Origin of the sequence: Micrococcus sp. HMSC067E09, assembly GCF_001812555.1 — a bacterium.
Taxonomy (GTDB): Bacteria; Actinomycetota; Actinomycetes; order Actinomycetales; family Micrococcaceae; genus Micrococcus; species Micrococcus lylae.
This window is the reverse complement of record NZ_KV809438.1, coordinates 46,289-65,331: the sequence shown is the minus strand read 5'-3', so window position 1 is coordinate 65,331 and position 19,043 is coordinate 46,289. Positions and strand designations below refer to the sequence as shown.

Genomic DNA, 19,043 nt, shown 5'->3' with positions numbered 1-19,043 from the left:
TGCGCGGCGTCCGCTCGGCCGGCATCGGTCCGTGCGGCGTCGGCCGTGTCCGCACCGTCGACGTCGTCACCCTCGGCCCGGGCCTTGAGCTGCTCGTCGGTCACGGTCTCGATCTTCGTGCCGTCGGCGGTGCGGCCGGCGGTGGGCTCGTCCAGCAGGTCGCCGTGGTCCTTCTCGGTGCCCGGGACGTCAGTGCCGCTCGTCAGGGTCTGAGCGCCGTAGGTGCCTTCCTTCGGAGCCTCGGCCTTCTCGGTCCGGGCGGCGTGGGCGGCCGCACCGGCAGCCACAGCGCCGCCGGCGACGGCGGTGCCGCCCACCACGGCGGCGGTGCCTGCGCCGGAGCCCTGCGACTTTTCGGCCTCGGCGGCCTGGACGGTCTCCTTCTTGTCGGCGTCGACAGTGGCAGCCTTGTCGGCGTCGACCGCGGCGGTCTTGTCGGAGTCGACAGTGGCGGCCATGCGGTCCTCGTCCTTGGAGGACATCGCCAGGGCCGGCTCGCCGTCGGCCTGGTCGGCCTGATCAGCCTTGCCGGTCGGGGCGGTGCCCTGGCCCGTCTCGGCCTCGGCTTCGTCGACCTGCACGCCCTGACCGCCGGCCACACCGGCGGTCGCGGCGGCTGCGGTCCCGCCGACGACACCCGCCGCAGTGGCTGCGGTGGCCTGCTGGACCTGACGCTGGGAGTCGGTCACCGGCGCCGGCTCGGAGGCCGTCTCAGCGGCCTTGTCCTCGGAGCCCGTCTCAGCGGCCTTGTCCTCGGGGACGTCGGCGGCCTGCTGACCGTCTGCGGCCTCGTCCACCGTCACGCCACGGCCACCGGCCTGCACATCGGCGTCCTGGGAAACGCCGGACTTCTCGGCACCGGCACCCACGGCGCCCTTGTCCGCGACCTCACGCTCGGCGCCCTCACGATCGGCGTCCTTGTGGGCGACCTTCTGCTCAGCAGCCGGGGCGGCGGTCTTCTCGTCGGCCTTCACGGTGCCGGCCTCGTCGGCGCTTTTCTCGTCGGCCTTCACGGCGCCGCCCTCGTCGGCGTCCTTCTCGTCCTGGGACGCGGCGGCAGCACCACCGGCCACAGCACCACCGGCCACGGCACCGCCGGCGACAGCGGCAGCGGTCTTGCTGCCCGTGCCGCTCTCCTTCGGGGCGTTCGGGGCCTTGCCCTCACGGGCGGTCTCCGCCTCGGAGACCTTCTCACCCTCGGTGAACTTGATCGGCTTGCGCTTGCTCGGGTCCTTGGCATCCGGTGCGGTGGGGGTGTCCCACGGGCCTCCCTTGCCGACCTTCGCGGCGGCGTCGGCATCGGCCTCGTCCACCTGCACATCCTTGCCGCCGGCCTGCACATCGGCGTCCTTCAACACGTCCGGGTCCTGGCCGTCCTTGCCGCCGGCCTTCACGGCGCCCGAGTCCGCGGCAGCCGTGCCCGCGGCGGCCTCATCGGCCCCCTTGGCACCGTCGGCACCCTTCGCCGCCGTGACGTCCTTGGTCGCCTTCTTCCGGGGCGTCACGCGGTCGGCCCCGGCGACCTTGTCTTCGTCGCCCGGGACCACGCCGTCCTTGATGCCGGCCTTCTTCTCGCGCTGCTCCTGTTCGAGCTCGGCGTTCGCCCGGCGCTTGCCGGCGACGACGCTCAGGATGATGAGGATCAGCAGCACCACGATGATGGCGGCGATCACCACATAGACGATGGGGTTGTCCATGATGTCTCCTCTGTCTACTTCCGGTCGATGTCACTGCTGATTCCGCGGTCGCGGAGACAGTTCAGACCCGAGAATGTCACACCTTCCGCTGTGTGGTCATCGGCCGACCCCCCGGTTCGACGCGACCGTCCCCGTGGTTTGATGGCAGGCATGTCTGCCTCCGACGCCGTCCGCCTGCCCTCCCCCGCCCCCACCGGTGCAGCCGCCTCCCCCGCTGCCGGCGAGCGCGAGTTCGTCCTGACGCTGTCCTGCACCAACACCCGGGGCATCGTGCACGCGGTCTCCGGCGCCCTGCTCGAGGTGGACGCGGACATCACCGAGTCCCAGCAGTACGACTCCCCGGACACCGGCACCTTCTTCATGCGTGTGGAATTCCGCACCCCGGCCGCACACGACGCCGTGGACGCCGCCCTCGCCCCGGTCGGCGAGCGGTTCGGCATGCACCTGCAGCTCTGGGACGCCGCGGTCCGCACCCGCACGCTGGTGATGTGCTCCAAGGACGGCCACACCCTGAACGACCTGCTGTTCCAGCAGCGCGCGGGCACCCTTCCGATCGACATTCCGGTGGTGGTCTCCAACCACCTGGACCTGCAGCCGCTGGCCTCCTTCTACGGCGTCCCGTTCATCCACATCCCGGTCTCCGCCACCGGCACCCAGACGAAGGCCGCAGCCGAGGCCCGCCTGCGCGAGCTCATCGAGGAGTTCGACATCGACCTGGTGGTCCTCGCCCGCTACATGCAGATCCTCTCGGACGAGCTCTGCGCGGAACTCGAGGGCCGTGCCATCAACATCCACCACTCGTTCCTGCCGTCCTTCAAGGGCGCGCGCCCCTACCACCAGGCCCATGAACGCGGCGTGAAGCTCATCGGCGCCACCGCCCACTACGTCACCGCGGACCTGGACGAGGGCCCGATCATCGCCCAGTCCGTCCAGCCGGTGACCCACGCGCAGACCGCCGCGGACTTCGTGGCCCGCGGCCGGCACGTGGAGGGCAACACCCTCGTCCAGGCCGTCCGCTGGCACGCCCAGCACCGCGTCCTGTTGGACGGGCGTCGCACGGTCGTCTTCGGCTGATCCGCACCCGCGTCCCTTCCCGACGACGACCCTCGCCGGGAAGACGGAGGGACCCGGCCGTCGTCGTCAGGCCTCGGACGACGGCGGCGCTCGCCGCCGCCTGCCCGCTCCCCGTAGCCTGGTGACATGGCACACATCATCACCGTGAAGGGCTCCACGCCCCTCATCCACGAGTCCGTCTTCCTCGCCCCGACCGCCGCGATCACCGGCGACGTCGAGATGGCCGAGCGCTCCTCCGCCTTCTACGGCGTCTCCGCACGCGGCGACTCCGCGCCCATCCGCGTGGGCGAGGGCACCAACCTGCAGGACAACGTGGTGCTGCACGCGGATGAGGGCTTCCCCTGCGAGCTGGGCTCCGGCGTCTCCGTGGGCCACTCGGCCGTGGTGCACGGCGCGAAGGTCGGGGACGACTGCCTGATCGGCATGTCCGCCACCGTCATGAACGGCGCCACGATCGGCGCCGGTTCCCTGGTGGCCGCCGGCGCGCTCGTGCTGGAGGGCACCGAGGTCCCCGCCGGCTCCCTGGTGGCCGGTGTCCCGGCCAAGGTGCGCCGCCCGCTGACGGACGAGGAGCGCGAGTCCCTGAAGCGCAACGCAAGCATCTACCTCGAGCTGTCCGCGGCCCACAAGGCCGCCCAGGAGGGCTGAGGGTGCGCGCCGAACGCCTGCTGATCCTGCCGACGGCCGAGCAGCTGGCCGGCACCCGCTACGCCGAGGCCCGCCGCGGGCCGACGGAGGCCGTCACGCAGACGGGAGGGGCCGTCGTCGGGACGGACGGGTCACCCTACGGCGACGGCGACGCGACCGCGCTGGTGCTGCTGACCCCGATCCCGGTGGAGGACGTGCGCGCCGCACTCGAGGCGAACCCGCAAATCGACTGGGTGCAGTTCCCCTTCGCCGGGATCGAGGCCTATGTGCCGCTCGTGCGCAGCCGCCCGGAGATCACCTGGACGTCGGCGAAGGGCACCTATGCCCCGCCGGTGGCCGAGCACGCCCTGATGCTGACCCTCGCGCTGCTGCGGCATCTGCCCGAGCGCGTCACGGCGACGTCCTGGGGTCAGTGCCGGGGGAAGAGCCTCGACGGCGCCCGGGCGGTGGTGCTCGGCGGCGGGGGCATCGCACAGGAGTACATCCGGCTGCTCAAGGCCTGGGACGTGCACGTCACCGCGGTGCGGCGCAGGGCGGACGACGTGCCCGGCGCGGACGTCACCGTGACGACCGACCGGTTCGACGAGGTGCTGCCCGGAGCCGACGTGGTCATGCTGGCCGCCGCCGCGACCGAGCAGACCCGCGGGATCGTCGGTGCACGGCAGCTGGAGCTCATGGACGACGACGCGGTGCTGGTCAACGTCGGCCGCGGCGTGCTCGTGGACACCGACGCCGTGACCGCCGCCCTGGCCGCCGGGAAGATCCGCTCCTACGGCACGGACGTGACCGACCCCGAGCCGCTGCCGGACGGTCATCCGCTGTGGGCCGAGGCGCGCTGTCTGATCACCCCGCACACCGCCGACACCCCGGAGATGTGCATCCCGCTGCTCGATGCGCGGATCCGGCGGAACCTCGCCGCCCGCGCGGAGGGCAGGGAGCTCGAGGGGCTCGTGGACGTCGAGGGCGGGTACTGAGCCGAACACGGCGACCAACGCCACCAAGGCCACCAAGGCGAAAGTGAGGGCAAGACACGGCGTCGAGATCGACGAACGAGACCGTGTCTTCCCCTCACTTTTGCTGTGGGCCAGGGCCAGGACGCCCCGGGAGCGTCAGCCCTGGGCGTGGGAGCCGGTGCGGCCTTCGCCCTCGGTGCCGTGGTCGAGGTTGTCCCCGATGGCGTCCTCGGTCCGGTGCCCGGCGCCCTCCTGCTCCTTCTTCCGGTCGTTCTCCTGGGCCAGGTCGATCTGACGCTGGCGCTCCTCGCCGGCCATGCGGGTCAGCTCGGCGCCGGCCTCGGGGTCGCGGGTCAGGTTCTCACCGGTCTTCGGGTCGAAGAGGTGGATGCGGGAGGTGTCCACCCACAGGTCCACCGGGGTGCCCGGGCGGACGCGGGACTCGGCGGACAGGGTGGTCACCACCACCGGGCGCAGCTCGTCCGCGTCCATCTCCTTCGCCAGGTCGGAGAGCATGGTCTTGACCTCCGGGTCCGGGTCGAACTCGATGTGGCCGTACTGCTCGTGGCCCAGCCACTCCAGGTGGGTCAGCTCCACCTGGAAGATCGAGCCCTTGGACTTCTTGTCCTCGTCCACGAGGGAGGCGTCCTCGAAGAACTCGGGGCGCAGGCCCACGAACACCAGGTCGCGCCCCTCGGCGGCCTTGGCCTTGGCCTCCGGCACCGGGATGTCCCCGATCGGCGAGGACAGGACGTGGCGGCCGCCCTCGGACTTGAGGCTGGCGGGCAGGAAGTTCATCGACGGGGAGCCGATGAAGCCGGCCACGAACAGGTTGATCGGCTGCTCGTAGAGCTCACGCGGGGAGGCCACCTGCTGCAGCTCGCCCTTCTTCAGGACGGCCACGCGGTCGCCGAGCGTCATCGCCTCGGTCTGGTCGTGGGTCACATAGATGGAGGTGATGCCGAGGCGGCGCTGCATCTGGGCGATCTCGGCGCGCATCTGGCCGCGCAGCTTGGCGTCCAGGTTGGACAGCGGCTCGTCGAACAGGAACGCGTCGGCCTCACGGACGATCGCACGGCCCATGGCCACGCGCTGGCGCTGGCCGCCGGAGAGGTTGCCGGGCTTGCGGTCCAGGTGGTCGTCCAGCTCCAGCATGCGAGACGCCTCGGCCACCTTGGCCTTGATCTGGTCCTCGGAGAGCTTGGCGTCCTTGTTCAGGCGCAGGGGGAACGCGATGTTCTCGAACACCGTCAGGTGCGGGTACAGCGCGTAGTTCTGGAACACCATGGCGAGGTTGCGGTCCTTCGGCGCCACCTCGTTGACGCGGCGCTCACCGATCAGCAGATCACCGTCGGTGATGTCCTCCAGGCCCACGACCATGCGCAGCAGGGTGGACTTGCCGCAGCCGGAGGGGCCCACGAGGATCACGAACTCGCCGTCGGCGATCTCCAGGTCGACGCCCTTCACCGCATGGAAGCCGTCGTCGTAGGTCTTGTGGATGTTGTTCAGGGTGATGGAGGCCATCGGTTCAGGGTCCTTTCGAAGCGTTGGTCCGGGCCTCAGCCCTTGACGGCGCCGTTGGTCAGGCCGGCCACGATCTGCTTCTGGAAGAAGAGCACCAGGAGCACGATCGGGATGGTCACGATGATCGCGGCGGCGGAGATCGCGCCGGTCGGCGACTCGAACTGCGAGGCGCCAGTGAAGAACGCCAGTGCCGCCGGCACCGGACGTGCCGCCTCCGTGGAGGTCAGCGAGATGCCGTAGACGAAGTCGTTCCAGGCGATGAAGAACGCGATGATCGCGGTGGTGAACACGCCGGGTGCGGCCAGCGGGACGATCACCTTCCTGAACGCCTGCAGCGGGGTGGCGCCGTCCACCTGGGCGGCCTGGTCCAGCTCCCACGGGATCTGCTTGAAGAACGCGGCCAGCGTCCAGATGGAGATCGGCAGGGTGAGCGAGAGGTAGGGGATGATCAGGCCGAGCCAGGTGTCGTACAGGCCGATGGTCCGCCACACGTTGAACAGCGGGGTCACCAGCGAGATCACCGGGAACATGGAGACCATCAGGGAGACCGTCAGCACCAGCCGCTTGCCGGGGAAGTCCAGGCGCGCGATCGCATAGGCGCACAGGGTGGCCAGGACGACGGCGACCACGGTGGCGATCACCGAGATGCCCACCGAGTTCCGCAGTGCCGTGAGGAACAGCTCGCGGGAGCCGCCCACGAAGATCTCCTCGTAGTTCACGGTGGACCAGGAGGTCGGCAGCAGCCGGCCGTTGGACAGGTCCGAGGGCGTCTTGAAGCTGGTGGCCAGGATGGAGAACACCGGGAACAGGCACCAGATGCCGATCAGCACGGTGAGTACCCACCAGCCGAGGGTGATCCGACCCGTCCCGGACTTCTTCCTGGCCGGAGGCGCTGCGCTGCGCCCTGCCTCCGTGCGCCCGTGCGCGGACGTGTCCGGTGCGTTGCCGGACTTGTCAGGGGTTGCCACAGTGCTCACTGGTTGCCTCCTCGGTCGGCGAGGTCCACCTTGAAGCCCTTCACCGCGATGAAGGCCATCAGCGCCACGCACAGGAACAGGATGACGGAGACCGCCGAGCCGAGGCCGATCTCCAGGCGCCCGATGGAGGTCCGGTACGCCAGCAGGGACAGTGCCTCAGTGCCGTAGGCGCCGTTGGTCATGATGAAGATGGCGTCGAAGATGCGGAAGGCGTCCATGGCGCGGAACAGGACCGCCACCATGATGGCCGCCTTCATGTTGGGCAGGATCACGCGGGTGAGGCGCTGCCAGCGGGTGGCGCCGTCCACGGCGGCCGCCTCGGTGAGGTCGCCGGGGACCTGGGCCAGGCCGGAGAGCAGCAGCAGGGAGATGAACGGGGTGGTCTTCCAGATCTCCGAGAGCATGATCACGAACAGCGCCGTGGAGCCCTGGGCGAACCAGTTGAGGTTCGCGTCCACGCCGGGCAGCCAGGACAGCCACGAGTTCATGTACCCCGAGTCGATCGAGAACATGTAGAACCACGCGAAGGCGGACACCACCGTGATGATGCCGTAGGGCACCAGGATCATGGTGCGGACCAGCCCCTTGGTGGACTTGATCGCATGGTGCATCACCAGGGCCAGGAGGAAGCCGAGCACGAGCTCGACCGCCACGGTGACCACCGTGATGAGCAGTGTGACGCCCAGGTCGGACCAGAACACGGGGTCGGTGAGGATGGTGCCGTAGTTCTTCAGGCCCACGAACTCCTTGTCCGCCGGCGCGGTCAGGCGGAAGCTGAACAGGGAGTCCCAGACGGCCTGGACGATGGGGTACAGCACCACGAACAGCATGATGAGGAACGCCGGGGCGGCCAGCATCATGCCGAGGCGGGCCTCGGACTTCGCACGGGCGGAGCGGACGCGGCGGCGCCCGGATGCGCGCTCGGGGGTGGACACGGTGCTCACAGGAGGCGCTCCCCTCGGAGGATCTGCTCGATGAAGGTGTTCGTCTCCTCCGGCGTGGTGGCGGGGTTGACGCCGGAGACCGGCGCGTAGCGCTGCTGGATGGCCGTGGAGACCTCGTTGTAGTACGGCGTCTGCGGTCGCGGCTTCGCGATGTCCAGGGAGTCGCGGATCGCGTCCGCCATGGGGTAGGCGTCCTTGATGCGCTCGTCCTCGTAGGCCTTCGGGTCTGCCGGCGGGTTGCCGTTGGTGACGAAGTAGTCCGCCTGGTGTTCGGCGGAGGTGATGCAGGAGACGGCATCCCAGGCCAGGTCCTGATGCTCGGACTTCGCGCCGACCCCCAGGTTGATGCCGCCCAGCGGCGGTGCGGCCTCGTGCCCCTCGACGGTCTGCGGGTAGGTGGTCCAGCCGATGTCCTCCGGGAGGTCCTCGGGCAGGTCTCCCGCCTCGACCGAGGCGTTGGTGGCCGCCCAGATGAACGGCCAGTTCACCATGAACGAGCCCTTGTCCCCCTGGAACTGCAGCATCGCCTCGTTCTCACGCTGGGTCGGCAGGCCGGGGCCGCCGAGGCCCTTCTTGCCGATGGTCGAGACGATCTCGGCGGCCTTCGTGCCGGCCTCACCGGCGAGGTTGGTGGTCATCTCGTCCGCCGAGGCCTCAGGGTCCACGATGATCTCGTCCCCGCCGCCGGCGACGAGCGCGTTGAGCCACACGGTCATGGACTCCGCGCGGGCCCCCTGGACGCCGAGGTACTTGTCCTCGGCCTCGGCGGCCTCGATCAGCTGGTCCCAGGTGACCGGCTTGTCCATGTCCAGTCCGGCGGCCTCGGCCACCGACTTGCGGTACCAGAGCAGCTGCGTGTTGGCCCAGAACGGGACGGTCACGAGCTCGTCCTTCCACGTCGCGCCGGCGAGCGCGCCGTCGAGGGTGTTCTCCTGCGCGGTCTTCTGCAGCTCCTGGGGCACCGGCGCCAGGAAGCCGGGCTCGGCGAGCTCGGGCACGAACGGCGGGTCCAGGGACATGATGTCCATGGACGAGTCGCCGGCGGCGAGGCGACGGGTGAGCTGCTCCCGCTGCGCGGAGGCCTCGGTGGGGAGCATGGAGGTCTCGATGCGGTACCTCCCGTCGGATGCCTCGGTGCACTGCTGGGCGATGGTGGCCTGGCCGCCGTCGTCCGGATTCGTGTACCAGGTCAGCACCGGAGTGCCTCCGCCGTCGTCGGCGGCGCATCCGCTCAAGACCAGGGCGGCGGCGGCCAGGCCGGTCGCCGCGAGCATCCGGCCCCGGCCGCACCGGGTGGGGGGAGTCGTCATGGCGGGGATTCCTTGTCGTCCGTCTTCCGGGTGATCTGCGCTACACCCTAGACCCTTCGCCGTCCGTCAGCACGCACCGTGCCCCTACGGGGCCCTGTTTCACGACGACGGCACCCCGGCTTCCTCCCCCGGCCGCACCGTCCGCGGACGGACCGCCGGGGCCCGGCTCACCGACGCCGGGTCCGTCCCGTGGCCTCGGCCGTCGTGGGGTCCTCGGGCCAGGGGTGCTTCGGATACCTGCCGCGCATGTCGGCACGGACCTGGGCGTAGGCGCCGGCCCAGAAGGAGGGCAGGTCCGCCGTCACGGCCAGCGGGCGCCCGGCGGGCGAGAGCAGGTGCAGCAGCACCGGCTGGCGTCCGTCCGCGACCGTCGGCGTGCCGGAGGCCCCGAAGAACTCCTGGAGCTTGGCGGCGAGCACGGGCTGGCCGTCGTCGCCGACCTCCGGGTACTCCACGGCGGCGGTGCGTCCGGAGGGGATGGGCAGCCGTGCGGGGGCGAGCGTGTCCAGCTCGGAGGCGGCGGGCCAGGGCAGCAGGCCCTGCAGCAGTCCGGCGAGGTCGACCCGGGACCGCGGGGTGCCGGCCACCACCTGCGCGGCGACGGCCGCGACGAGGTCCTCGTCCTGGGCGAGGGCGGCGGCGGACATGTCCGGCCAGGGGTCCTTCAGGACGCGGTGGAGCAGGTGGACGCGGCGGCGCAGCGTGTCCGCGGCCTCGCCGCCCCAACCTTTCAGCCCTTCCTCGGCCCACGCGGCGCGGACGGCGTCCGCGGCGGCCTCGACGGTGGGGGCCTCGCTGTGGGCGGCCAGCTCGATGCCGCCGAGGAGGCGACGGCGGCTGCCCCTGAGCCGTCCGCCGGACCAGACGGCGGTGTGCTCCTGGCGGAGCAGTCCGGCTCCCGCGGCGATCGCGGCCTCCTCCCCCAGCGGGACGGCGGCGCGGACCACGGCGCCGGTGCCCTCGGCGTCGGAGCCGGTGCGCTGGACCTCGGCGACGGCCAGCCAGCGGCTGCCCCGCAGCGGCGAGTCCGCAGGCAGGGACGCTCGGGTGCCGGAGGCGAGCAGGTAGGCGTCGGACTCCCCCACCCGACGGGCGATGCGGTCCGGAGCCGCGAGGGCCACCACGTAGCCGACCTCCTCGTCCCGGCCGAGACGACGGGGGCCTGCGGAGGAACCGGCGGATCCGCGGGCGGCGGCCGCCGCGGAGGCACCGGGCGAGGCGGAGGTGCCGGCGCCGTCGTCGGGAAGGGAGGGCGCGAGAGCACCGCGACGCAGCAGCCGCTCGAGGCGGTCGGCCTCACGACGCCACATCCGGGACTCGGGTCCGCCACGGCGGACCTGGGCGAGGGCGGCGGTGAGGTCGGCTCCGGGGGCACGCAGGTCGGACGCGAGCAGGGCGACGACGTCCGCGGCCGTCCGCTCCCCCACGGCCTGCGCGCCGTATCCGAGGGCGTGCCCGAGGTGCGGCGGGACCGGGAGCGTGGACAGGGCGGTGCCGTGGGCGGTGATGCGGCCGTCCGCGTCCACGGCGCCGAGGGACTGCAGACGGGCCTCGGCCTCGGCGAGCGCACCGACCGGCGGCTCCTGGGGCAACACCAGCCCCTCACCGCGCGGGGCGCCCCAGGCGGCCAGGGCGAGGGCGAGCGGGGCGAGGTCGGCCACGTCGAGCGCGGGCGTCGGCGCGGCGGGAGCGGTGCCGAGCGCGGAGCGGCTGCAGCAGCGGACCACGGTGCCCGGGCCGAGGCGGGCGGCACGACCGGCCCGCTGTCCGGCGGCGGCACGGGAGACCTGCACGGTGACCAGACCGGTCATGGCGCGGCCGGCGTCCCTGCGCGGCTCGCGGGCCAGGGCGGAGTCGATCACCAGACGCACCCCGGGCACGGTGAGCGAGGACTCGGCGACATTCGTGGCGACCACGATGCGCGGGGCACCGCCGGGTGCGCGGCCGGCGACGGCGGCGTCCTGCTCGGCCGGCTCCTGGCGGCCGTGGAGGGTGAGCACGTCGTGGGCCGGGACGCGCGCGCGCAGACGCTCGGCCACCGCCTCCACCTCCGCCACGCCGGGAAGGAACACCAGGGCGTCGATGCCCGGGTCCTCGGCGAGGGCCGCGGCGTGCGCGGCCACGGTCTGCTCGGCCACGTGGTCCAGGAACCCGCGCTCGCAGCCGCCGCGCGCGGTCAGGCGGGAGGAGCCGTAGGGTGCCCACCGCTCAGTCAGCGGGTGGAGGACGTCCTCGGTGCGGACCACCGGAACGGCGTCCTGGCCCATACCCTCGGCCCACCGGGCCGCGAGGGCCTCGGCGTCCAAGGTGGCGGACATGGCGACGACCTGCAGGTCCTCGCGCAGCTGCCGCAGGTCCGCCAGCAGCGCGAAGAGCAGGTCCGTGTCCAGGTCACGCTCATGCACCTCGTCCAGCAGGACCGCGCCGACGCCGGCCAGTTCCGGATCGTTCAGCAGGCGCCGGACCAGCACGCCCGGGGTGAGGAACTCGACCTGGCTGCGGCCGCGGCCCACGGCGTCGCCGCGGACCGTGTAGCCGACCGCGGCGTCGGCGGCCTGCCGCGCCGCGGGCTCGGCGGCGCCGGCGGCCCGATACGCAGCCTCGACCGCGGCATGGAGGCGGCGCCAGGCTGCGCGCACCGCCACGCGGCGGGGCTGGGTGACCAGAACACGGGGTGCGGCCGCAGCGGCGGTGTCGGCGGCGACGTCGGGGGACGAGCCGGCCGACGCGGCAGGCGCAGCGGCAGACGAGGGCCAGGGGCCCTCGTCGGCACGCCCGGCCACACCCGAGGCGTCGGCGAGCGTCAGGGCGACGTGCGGGGGCACCGCGGTGGTCTTGCCGGTGCCCGGCGGGGCGTGGAGCACGGCCGCTCCGTGGGCCGCCAGGGCGTCGGTGAGCTCCGGCAGCACCTGCGCCACCGTGAGGCCGGAGACGAAGGAGTCCAGGTCCAGCGGGGAGAGCGGAGAAGCGGAGGTCATCACCGTCCATTGTGGCCCAGGACCGGGTGTCGCAGGCCTAGGTCTGTGGATAGGCTGGGCCGCATGATGACGCCCGTGCAGTACCACCTCGACCTGCTCGCCGCCTCCTACGCGAAGCCGGCCCAGGCCGAGACAGGCGAGGACACGCCGGGCGGTCTGGGCATCGCCATGACCCTCGTGGACGGCTACGGCTACCAGGCCGGCACGGGGCAGACCGTGACCCTCGGGGCGCTCGCCGCACCACTGATCTACGCGATGGCGGTGGAGGACCACGGCATCGACGCCGTGCTCGAGCACATCGGCACCGAGCCCGCCGGCGACCCCCTGCACCGCATCGAGGTCGAGCCGGAGACCCACCGCGCCTACAACGGGCTCACGGACACCGGAGTGGTGGCCGCGGCGACCCTCGTGAAGGGCCGCGGCGGACGAGACCGCACCGCCCGCTTCATGCAGCTGGCCTCCACCCTGCTCGAGCGCGAGGTCTCCGTGACGGACACCGCCGCCCGCGCAGAGGACAAGGCCAACCGCCGCACCCGCGCCGCAGCCTGGTTCATGAAGTCCATCGAGGCGATCGACGCGGACCCCACCGTCATCCTCACAGACATCTCCCGCCTGCGCGCCGTCACCGTGGACGTGCGCGAGCTGTCCGTGATCGCCTCCGTCTTCGCCCACGGCGGCGTCCACCCGCACACCGGCGACCGCGTCTTCTCCGCCGAGACCGTGCAGGCCGTGCTCTCCCTGATGTCCTCCTGCGGCCTCGTCACCCGGGACCCGCTGTGGTCCCTCACCGTGGGCCAGCCCGGCTGGGCCTCCCGCCGCGGCGGCACGATCATGGTGGTCGTCCCCGGCCACCTCGGCCTCGCCCTCCAGTCCCACGGCCTGGACGAGAACGGCATCTCCGCGCACGGCCTGCAGGCGCTGCGCTCGCTCGTGGAGGCCTTCGAGATGCATCCGTCCCTGGTGGCCGGCTCCCCGCGCTCCGCCCTGCGCACCCACTACCGGGTGGACCAGGCCCCCTCCGGCACCTCCCGCACCGCCGAGGTCATGCAGGCCTTCGAACGCCATGCGGACACCGTCCACCTCATGGAGCTCGGCGGCCACATCGGCTTCAGCCAGGTGGAGGCGCTCGTGCACGTGGTCGGCAGCATGCCGGACGACCTGCAGACCCTCGCCATGGACGTACGCTCCGTGTCCTCCATCTCCGGGCCGGCCCGCCGCCTGATCGCCCAGTGGATCGCGCACGCGCTCCGCGACGGCCTGGACATCGTGGTCACGGACCGCGACGAGTCCCTGCTGGAGCAGGTCCGCGCCGCCGGTGCGTCCGAGGGCGTCGAGGTGCGCGAGCCCCTGCGCGAGTCCGAGGCGTTCCTGCCGGACGTGCCGTTGGACTCCACCCAGTTCGTGTTCTTCACCTCCCGCTCGCAGGCCATGCAGTGGTGCGAGCAGCGCCTGCTGGCCCGCCACGAACCGCACCTGCTGCCCAAGACCGAGGAGGAGGCCGCCTTCTCCCCGCTGCTGCAGCACCTCTCCGAGGACGACGCCCGCCTCGTCGAGTCCATGATGGACACCCGCCGGTACGAGGACGGCCAGATCATCCGCCGCGCAGGCCAGCCCTTCGGCGGCATCTACGTGATCACCTCCGGCCAGGTGGAGCTCACCGGCCAGGCCACCGGAGGCCGCCGCATGCGCCGCATGCTCCTCACCCCCGGCATGATCTTCGGCGAGATGGCCCTCGGCCAGCCCGGCCGCCAGCCCGGCACCGTCCGCGCCCGCGGCCCCGTGACCACCCGCGTGCTGACCGCTCAGGTCATGTACGCCCTCGAGGAGGCCACCCCTCAGCTGGCCATGAAGCTCTGGGAGGCCCTCGCGCGGGATGCCTTCACCGCCCTCGCCCAGCTCATCCGGGAGACCGGCGCGCTGCAGGACTGACTCCGGAGGCCCTGCCCCGTCCCGTGCGCGGGGCGCTGACGGCCGGCGCAGCCGTGCTGGCAGCCGCCTGACGGCCGGCGCAGCGGCGGCCGGCCTGACGCCGGAGGTCAGCGGCCGAGGACGCTGCGCAGGGCCTGATCGAGCGTGCGGTGGCGAAAGCGGTGGCCTGCGGCCTCCGCCGCGGCCGACGACGCCTTCTGGTCCGCGTCCACGATCAGCTCCGCCCCCTCACGGCCCAGCAGCAGACGCGGTCCGACGCCGGGCACCGGCACCGCGGACGGGCGGTGCAGCACCGAGCCCAGCGTGGCCGCGAACTCCTTCGCCGTGACCGGATCCGGCGCGGCGGCATTCAGCGCCCCGGAGACGGAGTCCTCGAGGGCCGCGTGCGCGAACAGGGCCGCAGCGTCATCGGCGGAGATCCAGCTCATCCACGGGGTGCCGTCCGCGCCGGAGCCCTTCGTGGACAGCGTGCCGCCGAGGCCGGCCAGGAAGATCGGCAGGATCTGCCGCAGCATGCCGCCGGCCGGGCTGAGCGCGATGCCCGTCCGGACCCGGACGCAGCGGATGCCCGCCTCCTCTACGGCGCGGGCCTCGGCCTCCCAGTCCCGGCAGACCTCCGCCAAGAAGTCCTCCCCGCAGGGGAGGTCCTCGGTGAGGCCCCCGGGAAGGCCCCCGTCCCCGGCGTCGGCGCCGTACCAGCCCACCGCGGAACCGTTGACGAGAGCGGGAGCCCGGCGGCCGTCGTCGTTGGTCCGGCCAGCCGCAGAGGAGGTGAGACCGACGAGGGCCTCGGCCAGCGTGCGGGTCCCGGACACACGCGAGTGGTGGACGGCCTCCTTGTGGGCGTCGGTCATGCGGCCGGCGATGGTGGCCCCGGCGAGGTTGACCACCGCGTCCGCGGAGGCGAGGACGGCGCTGTCGACCTCTCCCCGCAGCGGGTCCCAGAAGGAGGCGTCCTCGGCGGAGGCCTGGGCGGCGTCGCGGACGAGGCGGACCACGGTGTGCCCGCCGGAGGTCAGCAACGCGCAGAGCCGGGCGCCGATGAGGCCGCTGGCACCGGTGACCACGATCGTCTTGGCGGGGGCGCCGTGGAGAGGGCCGGGGTGGGCGGCGTGGAAGTCCAGGTCCTCGGCCATGGTCGCGGCGCGGGAGTAGAACTGGGCGGTCAGGATGCGTTCGAAGGCCTGACGGGCGGCACGGCCGGTGCGGTCGCCGATGCCGGGGACGCGGGAGAGCGCGTCGCCGGCAGGGAGGGCGTACGCGATGCTGTCGTGGACCACGGTGCCGGGGCTGCCGTCGGCCGTGTCCGCCTCGCCGGGTGCGGCGTCCGCGAGCGTATGGGTGTGGACCCAGGAGCGCAGCGGGCCCGAGACCATCTCGTCGCGGAACATGGCGCCGGGTTCGAGGGCGGTGTGGCGGGCCCGCCAGGTGAGCCGAGGGGCGGGGATCCTGCCGGGGAGGACGGAGGAGAGCGCCTGGGAGACCGTGCCGTGCGCCGCGCCGGCGAACAGGCCGAGGCCGCCGGGTGCGGAGAGGGCGAGGACGGCCTCGGAGCCGACGGGCAGGCCGGCGGCCGGCTCCTGCAGGACTGTGCCGGCGTAGTCCGGGGTCAGGCGGGTCAGGGCGCCGGGGTGGGTGAGCCAGCGCCAGACGACGTCGCGCGGGTGACGCAGAAGCGTGCGGTGCTCGAAGACGTGGGCGGTGGGGACGTCCGTGGAGGTCATGTGGTCAGCGTTCCATGCGGGTGGGACACTGTCAGGAGGCCGTCGGCTCCGGGAATCCTGTGATCCCTGGGCGGTGGCCGTTCCCCACACCCGAAACCACCGGAAGGCCCCGTGACCGCGTTCGACGACGTCCTGCCCGAGCTGCGCTGGACCGCGGCCGCCCTGCCCGACACCGAGCTGAACCTGGTGGCCGTGTTCTCCCCCGAGGACCAGACCGTGCGGGCCTCCGGCGTGGCCGTGCCCGCCGACGACGAGCCGCACGCGGCGGCGATCGGCAGGCTGTTGCTGGAGCTGATGGACCGGCTCGAGGAGGTCGCCCCGGCCACGGCGGCGCGGGAGATGAACCCGATGCCCGTGGAGCCCCACCCGAGGCTGGAGCAGCCCGTGGCGGACGCGCTGGCGGCGTATGCGGGAGGCGATGTGGGGGCACTGGACGGGCTGGCCGTGGAGCAGCCGGGGACCGACTTCCGCCAGGCGGCGTGGAAGGGGCTGCGAAGGATCCCGGCCGGGGCGCCGCTGAGCTACGGCCGGTTCGCCGAGGAGATCGGGAAGCCGACCGCCGTGCGGGCCGCCGGGACGGCCTGCGCGAAGAACCTCGTGGCCGTGGTGGTGCCCTGCCACCGCGTGGTCAGGGCCGATGGGTCCGTGGGGTCGTATCTCTACGGTGCCGAGGCGAAGCGGGCGCTGCTGGAGCACGAGGCGAAGCACGCCAGGTGAGGCGTCAGGCCGGGCGGTAGGCCGGGCGGTGAGCTGGGCGATAGGCCGGCTGACACGGTCCGCCGAGCCAGAAGAACCGGCCCCTTGACCCCGCCGCGAAGAGGCCGATTCTTCTGGTTCGGCGCCACGGGGACGTCCGCTATCACCGACGACGACGCCCGGCACGCAGGCAGAGGCGCAGGCATGACGGAGGGCCCCGTCCGACCGGATCACTCCGGTGGGACGGGGCCCTCGTCGTACAGGCGCCCAGCGGCGGCAACCCGACGCTTTCCCGAACGAAAACGCCCGAGAACCCGACGCTTTCCCGAACGAAAGCGCCCGGGGCGGGGGTGCGCCGTCAGCGGGTCACTTGGCCCGCTTGGCCATGATGTCGTTGAGGGTCTGCGACGGGCGCATCACCTCGGCGACCTTCTCCACGGACGGGTAGTAGTAGCCGGCGATGTCCACGGGCTTGCCCTGGACGCCGTTCAGCTCGCCGACGATCTTCTCCTCGTTGGCGGCCAGCTCCTCGGCGATCGGGGCGATCGCCTCGGCCAGCTCCTTGTCCTCGGTCTGCTTGGCCAGCTCCTGGGCCCAGTAGAGGCCGAGGTAGAAGTGCGAGCCGCGGTTGTCCAGCTCGCCGGCCTTGCGGGACGGGGACTTGCCCTCGGTCAGCAGGGTGCCGGTGGCGGCGTCCAGGGTGTCCGCGAGGACCTGGGCGCGCTTGTTGTCGTTCGTCTTGGCCTCATGCTCGAAGGACACGGCCAGGGCGAGGAACTCGCCGAGGGAGTCCCACCGCAGGTGGTTCTCCTCCAGCAGCTGCTGGACGTGCTTCGGGGCGGAGCCGCCGGCGCCGGTCTCGAACAGGCCGCCGCCGTTGATCAGCGGGACGATCGAGAGCATCTTCGCGGAGGTGCCCAGCTCGAGGATCGGGAACAGGTCCGTGTTGTAGTCACGCAGCACGTTGCCGGTCACGGAGATGGTGTCCTCACCGCGGCGGATGCGCTCCACGGACAGCTTGGTGGCCTCGACCGGGGACAGGATCTTGATGTCCAGGCCCTCGGTGTCGTGGTCGCCCAGGTACGTCTCGACCTTCTTGATCAGCTCGGCGTCGTGGCCGCGCTCGGCGTCCAGCCAGAACACGGCCGGGGTCTGGGAGTCGCGCGAGCGGGTGACCGCCAGCTTGACCCAGTCCTGCACCGGGATGTCCTTGGTCTGGCAGGCGCGCCAGATGTCGTTCTCCTCGACGTCGTGGGAGATCAGCACCTCGCCGGCCGAGTTCTTGACCTCGACCTTGCCGGCGCCGGTCATCACGAAGGTCTTGTCGTGGGAGCCGTACTCCTCGGCCTTCTGGGCCATGAGGCCGACGTTCGGGACGGTGCCCATGGTGGTCGGGTCGTAGGCGCCGTTGGCCTTGCAGTCCTCGATCACGGCCTGGTACACGCCGGCGTAGGAGGAGTCCGGGATGACGGCCAGGGTGTCCTGGGTCTTGTCGTCCTTGTTCCACATCTGGCCGGAGGTGCGGATCATGGCCGGCATGGAGGCGTCCACGATCACGTCGGAGGGCACGTGCAGGTTGGTGATGCCCTTGGCGGAGTTCACCATCGCCAGGTCCGGGCCGTTCTCGTAGGCGTCGGCGATGGCCTTCTTCACGCCCTCGGCGGTCTCGGCGTCCAGCTTGTCCAGGCCGGCCTCGATGGCCGCGAGGCCGTCGTTGGCGGACAGGCCGGCCTCGGCCAGCTGGTCACCGTACTGGGCGAAGAGGTCGGCGAAGTAGGCCTTCACCACGTGGCCGAAGATCACCGGGTCGGAGACCTTCATCATGGTGGCCTTCAGGTGGGCGGAGAAGAGGATGCCCTCGTCCTTGGCGCGCTGGACCTGCTCGGCCAGGAAGGCGTCCAGGGCCTTGGCGGACATGAAGGTGCCGTCCACGATCTCGCCCTCGAGGACCTTCAGGCCCTCCTTGAGCACGGTGGTCTCGCCCTCGGCGGAGGTGAACTCGATGGTCAGGACGTCGTCCTTGTCCAGGGTCACGGACTTCTCGTTGGAGCGGAAGTCGTTCGCACCCATGGTGGCGACGGCGGACTTGGAGTCGGCGGTCCACTCGCCCATGGAGTGCGGGAACTGCTTGGCGTAGTTCTTCACGGCCTTCGGGGCGCGGCGGTCCGAGTTGCCCTCACGCAGGACCGGGTTCACGGCGGAGCCCTTGACGGAGTCGTAGCGCGCCTTGGCGTCCTTCTCCGCGTCGGTCTTCGGCTCGTCCACGTACTCGGGCAGGTCGTAGCCGGCGGCCTGCAGCTCCTTGATCGCGGCGCGCAGCTGCGGCACGGAGGCGGAGATGTTCGGCAGCTTGATGACGTTGGCCTCGGGGGTCTTCACCATCTCGCCCAGCTCGGCGAGGGCGTCGGCAGTGCGCTGGTCCTCCGGCAGGACGTCGTTGAAGGCGGCCAGGATGCGGCCGGCCAGGGAGATGTCCTTGGTCTCGAACTCCACACCGGCGGTGCCGGCGTAGGCCTCGATGATCGGCAGCAGCGATCCGGTGGCCAGCATGGGAGCCTCGTCGGTGAACGTGTAGGTGATCTTGGACAT

Annotated in this window: 13 protein-coding genes; 5 read left to right on the top strand and 8 right to left on the bottom strand. The window is 72.0% G+C overall.

The window, feature by feature from the left end:
• The coding region (locus HMPREF2863_RS05725; RefSeq protein WP_168165763.1) for a hypothetical protein at positions 1–1,697 on the bottom strand (1,697 nt) is incomplete at its 3' end.
• Positions 1,698–1,847: 150 nt separating this feature from the next.
• On the opposite strand from HMPREF2863_RS05725, the gene purU reads away from it, so the two are divergent.
• From purU to HMPREF2863_RS05710, 3 genes are all read left to right on the top strand, one after another.
• Positions 1,848–2,771: a formyltetrahydrofolate deformylase gene (purU, locus tag HMPREF2863_RS05720; RefSeq protein ID WP_070638724.1), complete on the top strand. Its 924-nt coding sequence runs from the start codon at positions 1,848–1,850 to the stop codon at positions 2,769–2,771.
• A 126-nt stretch (positions 2,772–2,897) separates the two neighbouring features.
• Positions 2,898–3,419 carry a gamma carbonic anhydrase family protein gene (locus HMPREF2863_RS05715; protein WP_070638722.1) on the top strand — a complete coding sequence of 174 codons (522 nt, stop codon included), beginning with the start codon at positions 2,898–2,900 and terminating at the stop codon, positions 3,417–3,419.
• Positions 3,420–3,421: 2 nt separating this feature from the next.
• Positions 3,422–4,393, top strand: a complete 972-nt coding sequence (locus HMPREF2863_RS05710; RefSeq protein ID WP_246828838.1) for a D-isomer specific 2-hydroxyacid dehydrogenase family protein — start codon at positions 3,422–3,424, stop codon at positions 4,391–4,393.
• A 135-nt stretch (positions 4,394–4,528) separates the two neighbouring features.
• Here the strand turns inward: HMPREF2863_RS05710 and HMPREF2863_RS05705 are convergent, their stop codons facing one another.
• The 5 genes from HMPREF2863_RS05705 to HMPREF2863_RS05685 all read right to left on the bottom strand — a co-directional run bounded on the left by HMPREF2863_RS05705 (position 4,529) and on the right by HMPREF2863_RS05685 (position 12,105).
• On the bottom strand, positions 4,529–5,896 hold the full coding sequence (locus HMPREF2863_RS05705) for an ABC transporter ATP-binding protein (RefSeq protein WP_067187993.1): 1,368 nt from the start codon (positions 5,894–5,896) through the stop codon (positions 4,529–4,531).
• A 35-nt stretch (positions 5,897–5,931) separates the two neighbouring features.
• A complete protein-coding gene (locus tag HMPREF2863_RS05700; protein WP_070638885.1) occupies positions 5,932–6,753 on the bottom strand; it encodes a carbohydrate ABC transporter permease in 822 nt (273 codons plus the stop codon).
• Between the two features lie 116 nt (positions 6,754–6,869).
• Positions 6,870–7,817, bottom strand: coding sequence for a carbohydrate ABC transporter permease (locus tag HMPREF2863_RS05695; protein ID WP_070638718.1), 948 nt, complete (start codon positions 7,815–7,817; stop codon positions 6,870–6,872).
• Positions 7,814–9,127 (bottom strand): extracellular solute-binding protein, encoded by a 1,314-nt coding sequence (locus tag HMPREF2863_RS05690; RefSeq protein ID WP_067187989.1) that lies wholly within the window; start codon positions 9,125–9,127, stop codon positions 7,814–7,816. Before HMPREF2863_RS05690 ends, HMPREF2863_RS05695 begins: the two co-directional genes overlap by 4 nt.
• A 167-nt stretch (positions 9,128–9,294) precedes the next feature.
• Positions 9,295–12,105, bottom strand: a complete 2,811-nt coding sequence (locus tag HMPREF2863_RS05685; protein ID WP_070638716.1) for an ATP-dependent helicase C-terminal domain-containing protein — start codon at positions 12,103–12,105, stop codon at positions 9,295–9,297.
• Between the two features lie 63 nt (positions 12,106–12,168).
• Here HMPREF2863_RS05685 and HMPREF2863_RS05680 point away from each other — a divergent pair, with 63 nt between their 5' ends.
• Complete coding sequence (locus HMPREF2863_RS05680) at positions 12,169–14,034, top strand: glutaminase (protein WP_070638714.1); 1,866 nt, start codon at positions 12,169–12,171, stop codon at positions 14,032–14,034.
• A 107-nt stretch (positions 14,035–14,141) separates the two neighbouring features.
• Here HMPREF2863_RS05680 and HMPREF2863_RS05675 read toward each other — a convergent pair whose 3' ends face one another.
• Complete coding sequence (locus tag HMPREF2863_RS05675; RefSeq protein ID WP_070638713.1) at positions 14,142–15,758, bottom strand: TIGR01777 family oxidoreductase; 1,617 nt, start codon at positions 15,756–15,758, stop codon at positions 14,142–14,144.
• Positions 15,759–15,869: 111 nt separating this feature from the next.
• On the opposite strand from HMPREF2863_RS05675, the gene HMPREF2863_RS12430 reads away from it, so the two are divergent.
• The gene (locus HMPREF2863_RS12430; RefSeq protein ID WP_070638711.1) at positions 15,870–16,475 is read left to right on the top strand and encodes a methylated-DNA--[protein]-cysteine S-methyltransferase; all 606 of its coding nucleotides are present in this window, start codon (positions 15,870–15,872) and stop codon (positions 16,473–16,475) included.
• A 345-nt stretch (positions 16,476–16,820) separates the two neighbouring features.
• Here the strand turns inward: HMPREF2863_RS12430 and HMPREF2863_RS05665 are convergent, their stop codons facing one another.
• Positions 16,821–19,043: an NADP-dependent isocitrate dehydrogenase gene (locus HMPREF2863_RS05665; RefSeq protein WP_070638709.1), complete on the bottom strand. Its 2,223-nt coding sequence runs from the start codon at positions 19,041–19,043 to the stop codon at positions 16,821–16,823.